At 72.9% G+C, this 16,423-nt stretch carries 14 protein-coding genes and 1 pseudogene; 6 read left to right on the top strand and 9 right to left on the bottom strand.

Annotation, left to right across the window (positions count from 1 at the left end; all coding sequences use genetic code 11):
* The first annotated feature begins 39 nt into the window (after positions 1 to 39).
* From OHA65_RS16690 to OHA65_RS16675, 4 genes are all read left to right on the top strand, one after another.
* Complete coding sequence (locus tag OHA65_RS16690) at positions 40 to 1,779, top strand: D-aminoacylase (RefSeq protein ID WP_327283894.1); 1,740 nt, start codon at positions 40 to 42, stop codon at positions 1,777 to 1,779.
* Complete coding sequence (locus tag OHA65_RS16685) at positions 1,776 to 3,257, top strand: aldehyde dehydrogenase family protein (protein ID WP_371643839.1); 1,482 nt, start codon at positions 1,776 to 1,778, stop codon at positions 3,255 to 3,257. The genes OHA65_RS16690 and OHA65_RS16685 overlap by 4 nt, the downstream gene beginning before the upstream one ends.
* 167 nt (positions 3,258 to 3,424) lie before the next feature.
* On the top strand, positions 3,425 to 3,715 hold the full coding sequence (locus OHA65_RS16680) for a hypothetical protein (protein WP_327283892.1): 291 nt from the start codon (positions 3,425 to 3,427) through the stop codon (positions 3,713 to 3,715).
* A gap of 68 nt (positions 3,716 to 3,783) precedes the next feature.
* A complete protein-coding gene (locus tag OHA65_RS16675) occupies positions 3,784 to 4,578 on the top strand; it encodes a DUF4239 domain-containing protein (RefSeq protein ID WP_327283891.1) in 795 nt (264 codons plus the stop codon).
* Between the two features lie 4 nt (positions 4,579 to 4,582).
* On the opposite strand, the gene OHA65_RS16670 is transcribed toward OHA65_RS16675, so the two are convergent.
* The 5 genes from OHA65_RS16670 to OHA65_RS16650 form a co-directional block, all read right to left on the bottom strand.
* Positions 4,583 to 4,981 carry a VOC family protein gene (locus OHA65_RS16670; RefSeq protein WP_328763042.1) on the bottom strand — a complete coding sequence of 133 codons (399 nt, stop codon included), beginning with the start codon at positions 4,979 to 4,981 and terminating at the stop codon, positions 4,583 to 4,585.
* 134 nt (positions 4,982 to 5,115) lie between these two features.
* Positions 5,116 to 5,646 carry a hypothetical protein gene (locus OHA65_RS16665; RefSeq protein ID WP_327283890.1) on the bottom strand — a complete coding sequence of 177 codons (531 nt, stop codon included), beginning with the start codon at positions 5,644 to 5,646 and terminating at the stop codon, positions 5,116 to 5,118.
* Entirely contained in the window at positions 5,643 to 5,891 is a 249-nt protein-coding gene (locus OHA65_RS16660; RefSeq protein WP_327283889.1) for a hypothetical protein, read from the bottom strand. Before OHA65_RS16660 ends, OHA65_RS16665 begins: the two co-directional genes overlap by 4 nt.
* Before the next feature lie 72 nt (positions 5,892 to 5,963).
* Positions 5,964 to 6,824, bottom strand: a complete 861-nt coding sequence (locus tag OHA65_RS16655; RefSeq protein ID WP_327283888.1) for an LLM class F420-dependent oxidoreductase — start codon at positions 6,822 to 6,824, stop codon at positions 5,964 to 5,966.
* A 78-nt stretch (positions 6,825 to 6,902) separates the two neighbouring features.
* Positions 6,903 to 8,039, bottom strand: a complete 1,137-nt coding sequence (locus OHA65_RS16650; RefSeq protein WP_405763416.1) for an ADP-ribosylglycohydrolase family protein — start codon at positions 8,037 to 8,039, stop codon at positions 6,903 to 6,905.
* A gap of 781 nt (positions 8,040 to 8,820) precedes the next feature.
* On the opposite strand from OHA65_RS16650, the gene OHA65_RS16645 reads away from it, so the two are divergent.
* Entirely contained in the window at positions 8,821 to 9,951 is a 1,131-nt protein-coding gene (locus OHA65_RS16645) for a tyrosine-protein phosphatase (RefSeq protein WP_371643836.1), read from the top strand.
* Between the two features lie 66 nt (positions 9,952 to 10,017).
* Here the strand turns inward: OHA65_RS16645 and OHA65_RS16640 are convergent, their stop codons facing one another.
* From OHA65_RS16640 to OHA65_RS16630, 3 genes and pseudogenes are all read right to left on the bottom strand, one after another.
* Complete coding sequence (locus OHA65_RS16640) at positions 10,018 to 12,597, bottom strand: bifunctional FO biosynthesis protein CofGH (protein ID WP_405762066.1); 2,580 nt, start codon at positions 12,595 to 12,597, stop codon at positions 10,018 to 10,020.
* A gap of 49 nt (positions 12,598 to 12,646) precedes the next feature.
* Complete coding sequence (locus OHA65_RS16635) at positions 12,647 to 13,429, bottom strand: SDR family oxidoreductase (RefSeq protein WP_327283885.1); 783 nt, start codon at positions 13,427 to 13,429, stop codon at positions 12,647 to 12,649.
* A gap of 105 nt (positions 13,430 to 13,534) precedes the next feature.
* A pseudogene (locus tag OHA65_RS16630) lies at positions 13,535 to 14,728 on the bottom strand (PLP-dependent aminotransferase family protein); the annotation flags it as partial.
* 218 nt (positions 14,729 to 14,946) lie between these two features.
* On the opposite strand from OHA65_RS16630, the gene OHA65_RS16625 reads away from it, so the two are divergent.
* Positions 14,947 to 15,801: a hypothetical protein gene (locus OHA65_RS16625; RefSeq protein WP_327283883.1), complete on the top strand. Its 855-nt coding sequence runs from the start codon at positions 14,947 to 14,949 to the stop codon at positions 15,799 to 15,801.
* Between the two features lie 234 nt (positions 15,802 to 16,035).
* On the opposite strand, the gene OHA65_RS16620 is transcribed toward OHA65_RS16625, so the two are convergent.
* Positions 16,036 to 16,248 carry a DUF397 domain-containing protein gene (locus OHA65_RS16620; RefSeq protein ID WP_133897754.1) on the bottom strand — a complete coding sequence of 71 codons (213 nt, stop codon included), beginning with the start codon at positions 16,246 to 16,248 and terminating at the stop codon, positions 16,036 to 16,038.
* Positions 16,249 to 16,423: the final 175 nt, after the last annotated feature.

The following is a 16,423-nucleotide window of genomic DNA, read 5'->3' as shown; positions in this document are numbered from 1 at the left end:
CGGCCGGCCCCGCCCCACCGTCAACGGAGGAAGGACGTCATGCTCGATCACCTCATCCGCGCAGCCACCGTCGTGGACGGGACCGGCGCACCCGCGTACGTCGCCGACGTCGGGATCCGCGACGGGCGGATCGCCGTCATCGCCGAGCCCGGCGCCCTGCGGGAGGAGGCCCGAACCAGCGAGGACGCGCACGGGCTCGTGCTGTGCCCCGGGTTCGTCGACCCCCACACGCACTACGACGCCCAGCTGTTCTGGGACCCGTACGCGACCCCCTCCATGAACCACGGCGTCACCACCGTCGCCGGCGGGAACTGCGGGTTCACCCTGGCCCCGCTGCACCCCGGCCGCCCCGAGGACGCCGACTACACCCGCCGCATGATGAGCAAGGTCGAAGGCATGGCCCTCAAGGCCCTTGAGGAAGGCGTCGACTGGAGCTGGTCCACCTTCGGCGAGTACCTCGACGCCCTCGAAGGACGGATCGCCGTCAACGCCGGGTTCATGGTCGGACACTGCGCGCTGCGCCGCCACGTCATGGGCGCGGACGCCGTCGGCGGACAGCCCACGCCCGAGCAGATGCAGCAGATGCTCGACCTCTTCCACGACGCCATGAACGCCGGTGCCTGGGGACTGTCCACCACCCAGTCCGCCACCCACTCCGACGGCGACGGCGCCCCCGTCGCCTCCCGCCACGCCAGGCCCGCCGAACTCCTCGCGCTGTCGAAGGCCGTCTCCGAACACGAGGGCACCCAGCTCGAAGCGATCGTCGCCGGCTGCCTCGACCAGTTCGCCGACGAGGAGATCGACCTCTTCGTCGAGATGAGCGCCGCCGCCGGCCGCCCCCTGAACTGGAACGTCCTCACCATCGACGCCGCCGTCCCAGAACGGGTCCCGCGCCAGCTCGTACCGAGCGAGCGCGCCCGCAAGGCCGGCGGCCGCGTCGTCGCGCTGACCATGCCGATCCTCACCCCCATGAACATGTCCCTCGGCACGTTCTGCGCACTGAACCTGATCCCCGGCTGGGGCGAGGTCCTCGGCCTGCCCGTGCCCGAACGGATCGCGAAACTGCGCGACCCCGGCGTACGGGCCGAGCTGCTGCGCCGCGCCGACAGCAAGGAGGCCGGGGTCTTCCGGCGCCTCGCCCACTTCGGCCGCTACGTCATCGGCGACACGTACAGCAAGGAGAACGAGGGCCTGTCCGGCCGGGTCGTGAACGACATCGCGGCCGAACGCGGCCAGGACCCCTTCCAGTGCCTGGTCGAGATCTGCACAAACGACCAGCTGCGTACGGTGCTCTGGCCCATGCCCACCGACAACGACCCGGCGAGCTGGGCGCTGCGCGCCGAAACCTGGCAGCACGAGGACGTCATGCTCGGCGGTTCCGACGCCGGCGCGCACCTGGACCGCATGTGCGGGGCCCCGTACACGACCCGCTTCCTCGGGGACTGCCTGCGCGGCCGCAAGCTGGTCCCACTGGAGCAGGCGGTGAAGATGCTCACCGACGACCCGGCGCAGCTGTTCGGGCTGCGCGAGCGCGGCCGGATCACCGAGGGCTTCCACGCGGACCTGGTGCTGTTCGACCCGGAGCGCATCGAGGCCGGGCCCGCGACGCTCGTGCACGACCTGCCCGGCGACAGCCCGCGGCTGGACGCCCGCGCGATCGGGATCGTGTCCGTACGCGTCAACGGCGTCGAGACCATCCGCGACGACCGGGTGACGGGGGCGATCCCCGGGACCGTGCTCCGCTCGGGCCGCGACACGAGGACGGTGAGCACGCGATGACCGCTCAGCGGCTCTACATCGGCGGCGAGTGGGTGGAGCCGGCCGCCGGCCACTACGAGGTGGTCAACCCGGCCGACGAATCGGTGGTCGGGCTCGCGCCGGAAGCCTCGCGCGCGCAGGTCGAGGACGCGGCGCGGGCGGCGGCGCAGGCCTTCGAGGGCTGGTCCCGTACGGCCCCCGAGGAGCGGGCGGCGGTCCTGGACCGGGCTGCGGACATCATGCAGCGCGAGTACGAGCCGTGGGCGGCCCTCGCCCGGGCCGAGACGGGCGCGCCGACCGGGATCGCGCGCGCGATGCAGGTCGGGGTCGGCGTCTCCCGCTTCCGGCGGTACGCGAAGGGCGCCCTCGAACCGGTGGAGCGCGGGCTGCCGCCGCAGGTCACCGCGGCCGGGCCGATGGGGCGGGCGAGCATCCTGGGGGCGCTGGAGGTGCGCCAGCCGGTCGGCGTGGTCACCTGCATCACCTCGTACAACAACCCGTGGGCGAACCCGGCGGGCAAGGTGGCCCCGGCCCTGGCCATGGGCAACACGGTGGTGGTCAAGCCGGCCCCGCAGGACCCGCTGTCGGTGTTCAAGATGGCCGAGGCCCTGCACGAGGCGGGCGCCCCCGCCGGGGTGGTCAACGTGGTCTGCGGCGCCTCGGTCGAGGTCGGCGAGGCGGCGGTGGACTCCCCGTACGTGGACATGGTGTCGTTCACCGGCTCCACGGGCGTCGGTCAGCGCATTGCGGAGGTCTGCGGCCGTTCCATGAAGCGCCAACTGATGGAGCTCGGCGGCAAGGGCGCGGCGATCGTCTTCGAGGACGCCGACCTGGACGCGGCCGTGATGGGGATCGGCACCACCTTCTCCTTCTACAGCGGCCAGATCTGTACGGCCCCGACCCGGGTGATCGCCCACCGGGCGGTCTACGAGCAGCTGATCGAGAAGCTGACCGGCTACCTGGCCTTCATGAAGGTCGGCGACCCGGCGGTGGCGGGCACGGTGGTCGGCCCGGTGATCTCGGCGGCGCACCGGGACCGGGTGGAGTCGTACGTCGAGCTCGGACGCAAGGAGGGCGCGCGCATCGCGTACGGCGGCGAGCGCCCGGTGGTGGGGGACGGCCGCGGCTTCTACGTGGCGCCCACGCTGCTGGTGGACTGTACGAACGACATGCGGGTGGTGCGGGAGGAGATCTTCGGCCCGGTGGTGGTGGTCGTCCCCTTCGACGGCGACGGCGACGGCGACGGCGGCGAGGACGAGGCCGTGGCCCTGGCCAACGACAGCGATTTCGGCCTGCTGAGCTACGTGTGGTCCGGGGACGCGGCGCGCGCCTTCCGGGTGGCGCGCCGGCTGCGGGCGGGCGGGGTCGGCGTGAACACGATCGGCCGGAACATGGAGGCGCCGTTCGGCGGCTTCAAGCGCTCGGGCGTCGGCCGCGACGTGGGCTCGTACGCACTGCACGCGTACAGCGAGACGCAGTCGATCGTCTGGGCGGGCTGAGACGCGGGTCACGGGGGCGGGGGCTGCGGCCCGCCCCCGCCCCCGTAACCGGCGGTGTCACGCGATCCTCGTACGCCGCCTCGGCCTGCGGTCATGAGACGTCCGAACGGTCACCCCAAAGTGGGGCCGGGCGGTGACCCGGGCTCCGGCGGGTCGTTCACCACGGCATGAACGTCATGAAGCGCCGCCTCGCCGCCCTGGTCCTCACCAGTGGCGCCGCCCTCGCCCTGACCCCCGTCGCCGCCCACGCCGACGGGCCCACCCTTGAGGCGGCCGCCCCGCTCGCCCGCCGCGTCGGCGACGTCGTCGACCACCCCGCTCATGCCGTGCAGGACACGAAGACGGCCGTGGGCGTGACCGCCTCCGCCGCCAGGTCCGCCACGAAGGCCACCGACTCCTCCCTCGCCGGCGCGGGCAGCGCCCTGGGCGGGCTCCCGAAGCCCCCGGCGGTCCGCTGACCGGGCCACGGGGCGACGTTCGGGGCTGACGGGCGGGCCTTCAGGGGGAGTTGATCGTTGAGCAGGCCATGATCCTCTGGTTGCTCAACACCTTCAGCACGCTCACCCTCGGCGTCCTCCTCGTCGGCGGCTTCGTCGCCCTCGCCGTGGCCGGCAGCATCGCCGCCCGCCGCCGCTTCCCGCACCTGGCCGGCGGCGAGCACAACGAGATGGTCGGCGTCGCCCTCGGCATGTTCGGCGCGATCTACGGAATCATCCTCGCCTTCGTCGTCGTCACGCTCTGGACCCAGCTGGAGAACACCCAGACCGTGGTCGCCACCGAGGCCACCGACCTGGCCCTGGTCGTCCGCAGCGCCGAGGCCTTCCCGCCGGCCGAACGCGCGCGCGTGGAAAGGGCGGTGGGCGACTACGTGCACGCCGTCGTAGAAGTCCAGTGGCCGAAGATGCGGGACGGCCTGCCCAGCTACGACGCGACCGCCGAGCAGACGCACGGGCTCTACCGGGCCCTCCAGGCGTACGAGCCCGCCGGCGCCCGCAGCGAGACCTTCTACGAGGAGGCCGCCGGCCGCCTCAACGACGTCGCCGCGCAACGTCGGGCCCGCATCACCATGGCCGAAACGTCCCTGCCGGTGCTGCTCCAGGTGCTGGTGTACGGGGGCGCGCTCGTGATCCTCCCGCTCACCTTCTTGTTCGGCCTGCGCAGCCTGAAGATGCAGCTGCTGTTCGTCTCGGCAGTGGCAGGGCTGATCGGCTTCAGCCTGCTGCTGGTGATGGCGCTGGACCGGCCGTTCGCGGGCGACCTGAGCGTGAGCCCGGCCCCGTACAAGGAGGCGGCGCTGGCCCAGTTCTGGCCGGCCCCGTAGCGGCTCAGCCCCAGGTGCGGGAGCAGAGCACGAGGCGGTAGCCGTCGGGATCCGCGACGGTGACCCCGTACGCGTCCCAGTACGGGTTGTGCGCGGCGACCCGGGTCCCGCCGTGCTCGACGAGCCGCTGGACGAGGGCGTCGTCCGGGGCCTCGCCGAGGTAGACGACGAACAGGTCGTCGACGGTCGGGGACGGCACGACGGGATTGCGGGGATCCCGGGTCAGCTCGAAGTGCCACCCCCCGCCGGCGGGCCCGACCATCAGCAGCTCGTGCTCCCCGGGCGCGATCTCGCCGCTGCGCCACTGGACCCCGAGCCCGAGCCCGCCGACGTAGAACCGCTCGGCGGCGACGAGGTCGAGGCAGGGCCGGGCGATACGGACGTGCATGCCTGAAGTGATCACGGGAGGAGGGTACGGCGGGCCGGGCGGGACTTCGAGCTCGAACGGTACGGGCCGAGCTCGCCGCACGGACGGCCTGCGCCCCACTCGTGGGCCAATGGCGGCGCATCGCGGACTGAGCGCGCCGCGCCGGCCTCTCAGGGCCGCCAGCGGGGGGCGCCGTCGTCCGGCTTGGTCGGGCTGGCGAAGTGGAACGGGACGCCGAGGTGGTCGGCGAGTGCCGAGCCCGCCCGGGTGGCCAGGGCGGCGTGCGGGGCGAGGGGGCCCGGGTCGGCGTCACCGAGGGCGCGGACGCCCGTGCCCCAGTAGATGGTGGCCAGGCGGTGCTCCCCGGCGGGGGCATCGGTGACGGCCAGCAGCTCCACGAACCAGTCGTGGACGGTGTCCCCGTCCCAGACGGCCTCGACCGCGACGACGCGGCCCGGGAGGCCCGCGGTGCGGGCCGCGAGGGAGTCGAGGTCGACCGGGGAGTCGGGGGTGCGGGCCACCCGGTCCCCGAAGTGCTCGTAGCGGGCGGAGACGAGCTCCTGGGCCGCGTTCAGGCCGAGGCCCTGCGCGCGGCCCGCTTCCCAGACGGTCCGTACCGCGTACATCAGGCGGTCCTGGAGGACGAACCCGTCGGCCTGCGCGCGGATGCCGGCCGGGAGGCTCTCCCACTGGTGGCTCATGCGGATCCCTCCGGGACGAAGATGCTGACCCGGTACGAGGTCGGGTGGACGAGACGGCCGCAGAACATGTCGAAGCGCAGGTGCTCCGGGTCGGTGACCTTGCCCTCGGCGTAGAGGCCGCGGACGTACTCCTTCAGTTCCGCGTGTTCCTGCGTGGAGAACAGCGGTTCCCAATGGCCGGGTACGTCCTGTACCCGGCGCTGGGCCCGTTCTCTGCTCCGCTTGCGTTTGCGCTGGCCCGGCATGTGGATCAGCCCCCTCCCGGGGCCATGGTCGGGCCGGGACCGGGCTCGTGTCGACCGAATTGACCGGCCGGCTCAGAGGTACTGCGCGTAGTCGTCCAACACGCGCAGGATCTCGGCCTCCTTCGCCGGCGGGAGCTGGAGGACGACCTCCTCGATGCCCAGGTCGGCGTAGTGGCCGAGCTTGCCCGGGTTGGGCTGGACCGCGTACGGGACCACCTGGAGGTCCTTCGGATCGCGGCCCGCGGTCTCCCAGACCTGGCGCAGCACCGGCAGGGACTCGGAGAGGCCGCCGCCGCCGATCGGGAGCCAGCCGTCGGCGTGGTCGGCGATGGCCGCGAAGAGCTTCGGGCCGGCCGCGCCGCCGATCAGGGTGCGGGGACCGTGGAGGGGGTGGCCGGGGCCCAGCTCGCGCGGGGGCTGGACCGGCTTGGGGTGGGCGGAGCTGGCCTGGACGGAGCAGAACTCGCCGACGTGCGCGGTTGGTTCGGGGGCCCACAGGGCGCGCATCAGGGCCATCCGGTCCCGTACGAGTTCGCGGCGGGTGCGCCAGTCGACGCCGTGGTCGGCGGCCTCTTCGACGTTCCAGCCGTAGCCGATCCCGAGGGTGAAGCGGCCGCCGGAGAGGTGGTCCAGCGTGGCGATCTGCTTCGCGAGGTCGATGGGGTCGTGCTGGGCGACGAGGGTGATGCCGGTGCCGAGGGCGAGGCGCTCGGTCACGGCGGCGGCCTGGCCGAGGGCGACGAACGGGTCGAGGGTGCGTCCGTACACCTCGGGGAGGTCGCCGCCCATGGGCGCGGAGGTGTCGCGGGTGACCGGGATGTGCGTGTGCTCGGGGAGGTAGAGCCCGGCGAACCCCCGCTCTTCGAGGGCGCGGGCGAGACGGACGGGGGAGACGGTCTGGTCGGTCAGGAAGATGGTCGTGGCGATCCGCATGGCTGAGGGCACCTCCGTGGCTCCCGGGGTCGGCGAAGGGCCACGCTACGGCCTGCGCGCGAGAATGTTGAGGGGGCGTCAGTCGACCGGGTAGCGGGCCGGCCAGCCGGAGCCGGAGACCGCCGGTCCGTGCAGGGAGGGCCCCTGGGTCATTTCGAGGGCGAAGTCGTCGGCGAGTTCGAGCAGGGTGGCGCGGCCTTCGAGGTCGGTGAGCCACCCGCCCGGCAGGGCGGTCTCACCGTGCAGGGCGCCGAGCAGTGCGCCGCACAGGGCGCCGGCGGCGGTGGAGTCGCCGCCGTGGTTGACGGCGAGGCGCAGGCCGTGCGGGACGTCTTCGGCGACGAGCGCGCAGTAGACGGCGAGGGCCAGGACGTCCTCGGCGTCGCGGCCCGCGGCGCGGTCCCCGCCGGAGGCGAGGGCCGTGACGGAGTCGGGGGAGGGCGTGCCCTGCGGGACGGCCGCCAGGGCGCGCTGGAGGGCGTCGGTGACGCCCTGGTGGCTGGGGCGGGAGCCGAGCAGGCCGAGGGCGCGCTGGATCGCCGCGTCGAGGGAGTCGCCGCGGGTCAGGCCGTGGACGATGACGGCGAAGGCCCCGGCGGTGAGGTACGCGCCGGGGTGACCGTGGCTCTGCGCGGCGCACTCGGTGGCGAGCTGGAGGACCAGGGCGGGCTCCCAGCCGACCAGCAGGCCGAAGGGCGCCGAGCGGGTGGCGGCGGCCGCGTTGCGGGCGGTGGGGTTCTTCGGCTGGTCGAGGGTGCCGAGGACGTCGTCGGCGAAGCCGGTCGTGGAGGCGCGGTCGGGTCCGCGGCGGGCGTAGAGCCACTCCTGCACGCCGAGCCAGCCGTTGTCCTTGCGGCGCTCGTCGGGGCCCCAGTCGTGCTGGGTGGTGGCCCAGCGCAGGTACGCGCGGTGGATGTCGGTGGGCGGGTGCCAGGCGCCGGTGTCCCGGCGTACGTGGGCCCGTATCAGGCCGTCGGCGGTGAACAGGGTGAGCTGGGTGGCTGCGGTGACCCTGCCGGGGCGCCCGTATGCGGGGGCCGGCCCGGTCAGGCCCTGCGGGCCGTGCGCTTCGCGGATGGCGTCGAGGGAGAGGTCGGCCACGGGGGCGCCGAGGGCGTCGCCGAGGGCGGCCCCGAGCAGGGTCCCGCGGACGCGGCTGCGGAAGTCCTGCTGCTCGGCCCGCCCCCAAAGCCCGGCGGCCAAGCCCCGGGCGATGGTCCCGGCTGCCGCCGCGGACCCGGTCCGGGCTCCCGCCCGCCCGGCGACCCCGGTCCCGACCCCGGTCCCGGCCCCGGTCCGGTCCCCGACCTCGACGCGGGCCCCGGTCTCGGTCCGGTCCCCGACCTCGGCGCCGGTCCCGTCTCCGGCGCCGTTCGCGGCCGCGGTTCTGGTACCGGCCCCGGGCACTCCGGCGCCGTTTCCGATGGTGTCGCCCGCTCCGACACCCGGGCCGACCCCGGCGCCGGCGGCGGTTCCCGTCCCCCCTCCGGCATCGACGCCTACCCCGGCGCCGATTCCGGCCGCGGTCCCGGTCCCGGCCCCGAGACCGGCTCCAGCCCCGACCCCGAGCCCAGCCCCGACCCCAGCCCCGGTTCCGGCCGCGGGTCCGGCCCCGAGACCGGGCCCGGCTCCCGTGTCGGTGCCGGTTCCGGCCAGGGTCCCGGGTCCGGTCCCGGCCGGGACACCTGTAGCTATCCCGGCCCACGGCCCGGGGCTCGGACTTTCGGTCGTCTTGTCGTCCATCGCGATCCCCCTGACCCGCCCCGCATGCTCTGGCGCGCACTGTAATGGACACGTCCGATCGAATCCGGAAGGAGGCGGTCCCGCAGCTCGTCCACAGGCGAGGAACGGCTGGAATCCGTGCGGGGATACATAGGTATCTCGTTCACCTCCGGTCCGAAAGGGGCGACATCCGTGCAGGCAGTGCCCCTTGATCGACTAGTGGCACGTTTTGCCACGTGCCTTGGAGCCGGTCTGTTTCGGCCATGTCTCGTTCATGCAGAGTTCTTCGACGGCCAACAGCCTCGACGTCATGAAGAAGGCACTCCTCGCCGCGACCGTCGTCGCCTCCGCGCTCACCGCTTCCCTGGTCGCAGCTCCCGCCGCCACCGCCGCCCCGGCCTCCACCGGGTGGGACCTCCCCTGGACCGGACACCACCACAGCCGCACCGCCGTACCCTTCACGGAGGCCAACGTCACCGCCGGCGCCGACGGGGCGTTCACCCTGAAGTGGAAGGCCCCGGGCGCCAAGCGGGTCGAGATCAAGGCGAACGGCAAGGTCGTCGCCAAGGGCGCCGCCGAGGGCACCGCCACCGTGTCCGGACTGCCCGCCGCCGACCGGCAGTGGTTCGACTTCACGCCCGACCGCGGCGTTGCCCTGCACCTCGCCGACCGGCTGATCAAGCTGGAGGGGACGGCCAACTTTCGTGACGCGGGCGGCTACCGCACCACCACCGGCCAGTGGGTCAAGATGGGCGAGGTCTACCGCTCCGACGCCCCCAGCAAGCTGACCGCGGCTGACCTGGCCAAGCTCCAGCGGCTGCGCGTGAAGACCGTCTTCGACCTCCGCACGGAGAGCGAGCGCACCACCGACCCCGACAAGGTCCCGGCCGGCGCCAAGTACACCGTCGCCGACGTCTTCGCGGGATCCGGTTCCTTCCAGGTCATGCCGAAGTCGCCCGACGAGGCCGTCAAGGCCATGGTCGACGCCGAGAAGGCGATGGTCAGCGGCGACGGCGGGAAGAAGGCGTACGGGCAGGTCTTCGAGGGCCTTGAGCGCGACCGCGACCGTGCGGTCCTCTTCCACTGCACCGCCGGCAAGGACCGCACCGGCTGGGCGAACGCCACCCTGCTGACCGCCCTCGGCGTGCCGAGCGACACCGTCATGGCCGACTACCTGGCCAGCAACGACTACCGAAAGGGCGCCAACGACGCGATCCTGTCGCACCTGCCGGCCCCGCAGGCCGCCGTCTACAAGCCGATGCTCGACGTGCGCCCCGAGTACCTGAACTCCGGCTACGACGAGGTCAAGGCGAAGTACGGCACCTTCGACCGCTACCTCAAGGACGGGCTCGGCATCGACGCCCGCGAGCTGAAGCAGCTCAAGAAGGACCTCCTCGTCGGCTGATCCCCGGCCGCCACCACGAGGGGCCCGGCCGGGATCGTTCCCCGGCCGGGCCCCTCGCGTGCGCTCTCAGTCCAGTACGGGCAGCAGTTCCGGCAGGTGCCCGTCCGAGGCGCGGGCCGCCCGCTGCCGCTCCTGGGGCACCTCCCCGTACAGCGTCGTACGGGCCTTCGCGGGCCGCCCGGCGGCCTCCGCGACGGCGACCAGGTCCCGTACGGACTTGTACGAGCCGTAACTCGATCCGGCCATCCGGGAGATGGTCTCCTCCATGAGCGTGCCGCCGAGGTCGTTGGCCCCGGACCGCAGCATCTCGGCCGCGCCGTCCGTGCCCAGCTTCACCCAGCTCGTCTGGATGTTGGTGATGTACGGGTGCAGCAGCAGCCGCGCCATCGCCGTCACCGCGCGGTTGTCGCGGACCGTCGGGCCGGGTCGGGCGATGCCCGCCAGGTACACGGGCGCGTTGGTGTGGATGAACGGCAGCGTGACGAACTCCGTGAAGCCGTCGACGCCGTTGGACAGCGCGGTCTGCTGGATCCGGGCCAGCGTGCGGAAGTGCCCGAGCCAGTGCCGCGGCTGGTCCACGTGCCCGTACATCATGGTCGACGAGGACCGGATGCCCAGCTCGTGCGCCGTGGTGATGACGTCGATCCAGTCCGCGGTCGGCAGCTTCCCCTTGGTCAGCACCCAGCGGACCTCGTCGTCCAGGATCTCCGCCGCCGTGCCCGGGATGGAGTCCAGACCGGCCTCCTTGGCCGCCGTCAGCCAGTCGCGTACGGACATGCCGGTCCGGGTGGCCCCGTTGACGACCTCCATCGGGGAGAACGCGTGCACGTGCATGCCGGGGACCCGCTGCTTCACCGCGCGCGCGATGTCGAAGTACGCCGTTCCCGGCAGGTCGGGGTGGATGCCGCCCTGCATGCACACCTCGACCGCGCCCACGTCCCAGGCCTGGGCCGCCCGGTCGGCGACCTGGTCCAGAGACAGCGTGTACGCGTCGGCGTCCGTACGGCGCTGCGCGAAGGCGCAGAACCGGCAGCCGGTGTAGCAGACGTTGGTGAAGTTGATGTTCCGCGTGACGATGTACGTGACGTCGTCGCCCACCACCGACTTGCGCAGGTCGTCCGCGATCCGGCACAGCGCGTCCAGCGCCGGGCCGTCCGCGTGCAGCAGCGCCAGCGCCTGCGCGTCACTCAGGCCGGTCGGATCGTCGGCGGCCTGCGCGAGCGCCGCCCGCACGTCGGTGTCGATGCGCTCCGGGACCATGCCGGGCGCCGCCGCCTCGCGCAGCGCCTCCCAGTCCCCGTAGACGTGGTCGAAGTCCTCGCGCCGGTCCGCGGAACGGCCCTCGGTGTCGATGCTGGCGTGCAGATCGGTGCGCCCGTACGAGCCGAACCCTTCGTCCGGCTCCTGCCACGGACGGCCGATGACCTCGGCGTCCGGGTTGGCGAGTCCGGTCTGCGGATCGGCCAGCGCCCGTACGTGCGGCAGCAGCCGGGGGTCCAGCCACGGCTCGCCGCGCTGCACGAACTCCGGGTACACGCACAGCCGTTCGCGAAGCTCGAAGCCGGCCGCCGCGGACTGCTCGGCCAGCACGTCGATCTGCGGCCACGGGCGTTCGGGGTTCACGTGGTCGGGGGTCAGCGGGGAGACGCCGCCCCAGTCGTCGATTCCGGCGCGGATCAGCCGCGCGTATTCCCCGTCGACCAGGTTGGGCGGCGCCTGGAGGCAGCCGGAGGGGCCCATGATGTGCCGGGCCACAGCGACCGTGGCGACGAGGTCGTCCAGCTCGGCGTCGGGCATGCCGCGCATCGCCGTGTCCGGCTTGGCGCGGAAGTTCTGGATGATCAGCTCTTGGACGCCGTGGTACGAGCGCGAGACCCGGCGCAGCGCGAACAGTGACTCGGCGCGCTCCTCGTAGGTTTCGCCGATGCCGATGAGCAGCCCGGAGGTGAACGGCACGGAGGACCGTCCGGCATCCTCCAGCACCCGCAACCGGACCGCCGGCTCCTTGTCGGGGGAACCGAAGTGCGGGCCGCCGGGCTCGGACCACAACCGCGTGGCCGTGGTCTCCAGCATCATCCCCATCGAGGGCGCGACCGGCTTGAGCCGCTGGAAGTCGGCCCACGACATCACACCCGGATTCAGGTGGGGCAGCAGCCCCGTCTCCTCCAGGATCAGGATGGAGATGGCCCGCACGTAGGAGATGGTGTCGCCGTACCCCTGCGCCTCAAGCCACTCCCGTGCCTCGGGCCAGCGTTCCTCGGGCTTGTCGCCCAGGGTGATGAGCGCTTCCTTGCAGCCCAGCGCAGCGCCGCGGCGGGCGATGTCGAGGACCTCGTCCGGGGACATGTACATTCCGTGGCCGGCCCGGCGGAGTTTGCCGGGGACGGTGGCGAAGGTGCAGTAGTGGCACTTGTCGCGGCACAGGCGGGTGAGGGGGATGAAGACGCTCTTCGAGTACGTGATGACGCCGGGTCGTCCGGCGGCCGCGAGCCCGGCGTCGCGGACCCGGGCGGCGGAGGCGGTGAGGTCTTCGAGGTCCTCGCCGCGCGCCTGGAGGAGTACGGCCGCCTCGGTCGCGTCGAGCGCAACGCCGTCGCGGGCTCGCCTGAGCGCGCGACGCATCGCGTTTTCGGTCGGAGTCGTCATGCGGTGAGCATACGATCCGACGTCCCCGTCGCGAGGTCGCTCCGGGGGCTCATCGCATCAGCTCACCGGCGTTGACCAGCAGGGACTGGCCGGTTATCGCCCGCGCCCGGTCGGAGGCGAGGAACACGGCGGCGTCCGCGACGTCCCCGTCGGTGGCGAGGTCGGGCAGCGCCATGCGCTGTGTGAGCCGGGCGTGCACCTCGGCTTCGGGGACGCCCTCGCCGTGCGCGGTGAAGGTGACGAAGGCCTGCACGGGCGGCCCCCACATCCAGCCGGGAAGCACGGTGTTGACCCGGATGCGGTGCGGGCCGAGCTCACGGGCCATCGAGTACATCGCGGAGGTCAGTGCACCCTTGGAGGCGGCGTACGCGGCCTGCTGCACCTCGTTGGGCGCGGCCACGGCGGACTGCGTCCCGATGATGACGACGGACCCGCCCCGTTCTTTGAGCCCGGGCAGGCAGGCGCGGGTCATCCGCAGCGTCCCCAGCAGATTGACGTCGATGATCTGCTGCCACGTCCCGAAGTCGGCGTCTTCGAGCCCGCCGAAGTACGAGTCCCAGGCGGCGACGTGCACGACGGCGTCGATCCCCCCGAACCGGGCCCGCCCCAGCTCGGCCAGGGCCGCGCACTGCGTCTCGTCCGCGATGTCGGTCGGCAGGTAGGCGGTGTGCCTGCCCTCGGGGTCGATCTCGGCGGCGGATTTGGCCAGATTGGCCTCGGTGCGCGCCCCGAGCACGGCGTTTCCGCCGTCCCGCACGACGGCCGCGGCCACCTGATGGCCCAGCCCGGCCCCGACGCCGGAGACGACGACGGTCTTCCCTTGCAGCAGCATGCGCGTGCCTCCCGGCCCGGGATGTATCTGACGGCCCGTCAGGCTAGGGCTTCCGGTCCGCGGAGGGAAGCCCCGGCCCGCGCCGGCGGATCCGGACCGGCCCGCCGCCGCGGCCAGCCGCTCCAAGCCCACCCCGATCTCCTGCGGCGTGTGCGTTGTGAACGACAGGCGCAGGGTGCGGGGGTCCGGGGTGCCCGTGTAAAAGGGGGCTCCGGGGACGAACGCCACATCGCGGGAAATCGCCGCGGTCAGCAGGGCCGTCGCGTCGTGACCCTCCGGGAGGCGGGCCCAGACGAACATGCCGCCCTCCGGGCGGTTCCATGCCGAGCCCGCCGGAAGGGCCGCGCCCAGGCCCGCCAGCAGCGCGTCACGCCGCTCCCGGTAGGCCGCGCGGACCGTGGCGATGTGCACGTCCAGGTCCACCGCGCGCAGGTAGTGGGCCGCCGCAAGCTGGTCCACCGTCGACGTGTGCAGGTCCGCCGCCTGCTTGGCCACCACCGCCGCGCGCCGCAGCGCGGCGGGCGCGCGCAGCCAGCCCAGCCGCAACCCCGGCGCCATGACCTTGGAGAAGCTCCCCAGTAGCGCCGTGCGGTCCTCCGCCCCCGGGTGCGCCGCGAGCCACGGGACCTCCGCCCCCTCGAACCGGAGCTCCCCGTACGGGTCGTCCTCCAGGAGCCACAGCCCGCGGCGCGCCGCGACCTGCGCCACCGCGGCCCGGCGTGCGCCCGGCAGGGTGCGCCCCGTGGGGTTCTGGAAGGTGGGCACCGAGTAGAGGAGTTTGGGCCGCTCCCGTGCCACGATCTCCTCCAGCGCGTCGGGTAGGACGCCCTGCTCGTCGCAGGGGACGGGTATCACCCGCGCCCCCGCCTGTCCGAAGCACTGCAGCGCCGCCAGGTAGGTGGGGTTCTCGACGATGACGGCGTCGCCGGGTTCGACGAGCGTCGCGGTGATCAGCGCGAGGGCCTGCTGGGAGCCGGTGGTGATCAGTACGTCGTCCGCGCCGGTCTCCAGCCCCCGGGCCGTCGCCCGTGCGGCCACCGCCTCCCGCAGCTCCGGCGCGCCTTCGGTGGTCGAGTACTGGAGCGCCCGGCGGGCCGATGCCGCGAACGCGGCGTCGTACGCGGCGCGCAGGCCCTCGGCGTCGAAGAGCTCCGGGGCGGGCAGACCGCCGGCGAAGGAGATCACGCCGGGGCGCGCGGTCAGGGCGAGGATCTCGCGGACGGGCGAGCCGGCTGCGGCGACGGCGCGGGCGGCGAACGCGGGTGGCGGCGAGGCGAGGAGGGCGGCTTCGGACGGCATGGTGACTCCTAGGTCGTGTCGTCAACGTCCCGTCTGGCTGGCGGGGCCTGGCACGCCTGCCCCCCTCGGGCGGCCGGCGCTACGTTGACGGCACGCCCCGGGGGAGACGGGTGCGCGCATCCTAGCCACGAAAAGATGCATGTGGCACCTATATGTCAAGGAGTGGAACGCTCCCGGACCCCTCCCCTTCTGACGCCCCATCAACTAGACCCTTCCCCATGACGACAGAAGACGGAACCACCCATGGCACCCACCCCGAGGCCTACGCGGAGCTGGCGGCCGTCGGACCGTACGGAGTCCGCCCCGGGCACGCGCTGATCACCATGGTCGAACCGCACCCGGGCCACGAGTACGCGTACAACCGCTGGTACGAGGACGACCACTACTACGCCGGCGCCATGGCCATGCCCTGGATGTACGCGGGCCGCCGCTGGGTCGCCACCCGCGAACTCCAGGAACTGCGCTACCCGGAGAAGTCGGCCGTCGCCCAGCCCGTCACCGCGGGCTGCTACATCTCCACGTACTGGGTCACCGAGGGCCGCTACGACGAGCACATGAAGTGGACCGTCGGCATCAACAAGCGCCTCAACCGGGACGGCCGCGTCTACCAGGACCGCACCCACGTGTTCACGTCCTTCCAGGACCACGAGGCCACGGTCTACCGCGACGGGGTCGCCGGCCCCCGGGACTTCCACGCCCTCGACCACCCGTACGCCGGCCTCGTCGTCCAGGTCGTCGACGCCGACGGCCCCGAGCAGCGGGCGGAGCTGCTGGAGTGGCTGCGCTCGCGGGCCCTGCCGAAGCGGCTGCACGGCTCACCCGCCGCAATGGTGACGATCTTCCGGCCGACCCCGCTGCCCGGTGACCGGATGACGTACGTCAAGCAGGTCGAAGGGGTCGACACCCGGCTGACGCTGCTGTGGTTCCTGGAGGCCGATCCGCGCACCTGTTGGGACCGGTTCCAGGGGCTGGACGCCGAGGTCGCCGGGGCCGGGCTCGGGCGGGTGGAGCTGGTGGCTCCGTTCATCCCGACGGTGCCGGGCACGGACCGGTACGTCGACCAGCTGCGTTAGCCGGGACGCGGACGCGGACGCGGACGCGGGGGCGGAGCCGGACATGGCCGAGCCCCCTCGGCCGGGACGGCGGGCCAGTCGAGAGGGCTCCAGTCAGTGGTGCAGGTAACGCGGGTAACGCGGGTAACGCAGGTAATGCTGGTGGTGCGGGTGGTGCAGATAACGCAGGCAGTACAGGTGGTGCAGTTGCTGCGCGCGGCGCAGAGGGGACGGTGGGGTCGTACGTCGTGACGTTCAGGCGAGGCGCCCCAGCCGGCCCTCGGTGACGTCCGCGACGAACGAGGTCCAGGAGCCGGGCGCGAAGGTGAGGGACGGACCGTCCTGCACCTTCGAGTCGCGGACCGCGATGGCCTCCATGACGGGGGACTTGACCTCGACGCAGGCGCCGTTCCCGCCGGAGTAGGAAGACTTGGTCCAGTTGTCCGTGGCGCCCTGACGAATAGCCATGTTTCTCTCCGGTTCAGCGAGTTGTGCCAGTGAGGTGTCGGCCATTTCGGTTTCCCTGACCGACGTGATCGACGCTACCGGCACCTCCCGAGGGGTGAAGGGGTCATTCACCCGACCGGGTGGCATATTCCATTCAGGCCTTCTGTGGCCGGGGAGCGACGGTGTACCGTACCGG

The sequence above is a fragment of the Streptomyces sp. NBC_00045 genome (assembly GCF_045041095.1).
Classification (GTDB): domain Bacteria; phylum Actinomycetota; class Actinomycetes; order Streptomycetales; family Streptomycetaceae; genus Streptomyces.
Note: the sequence above shows the minus strand (reverse complement) of the source record. Positions and strands in the feature narration are given on the sequence as shown.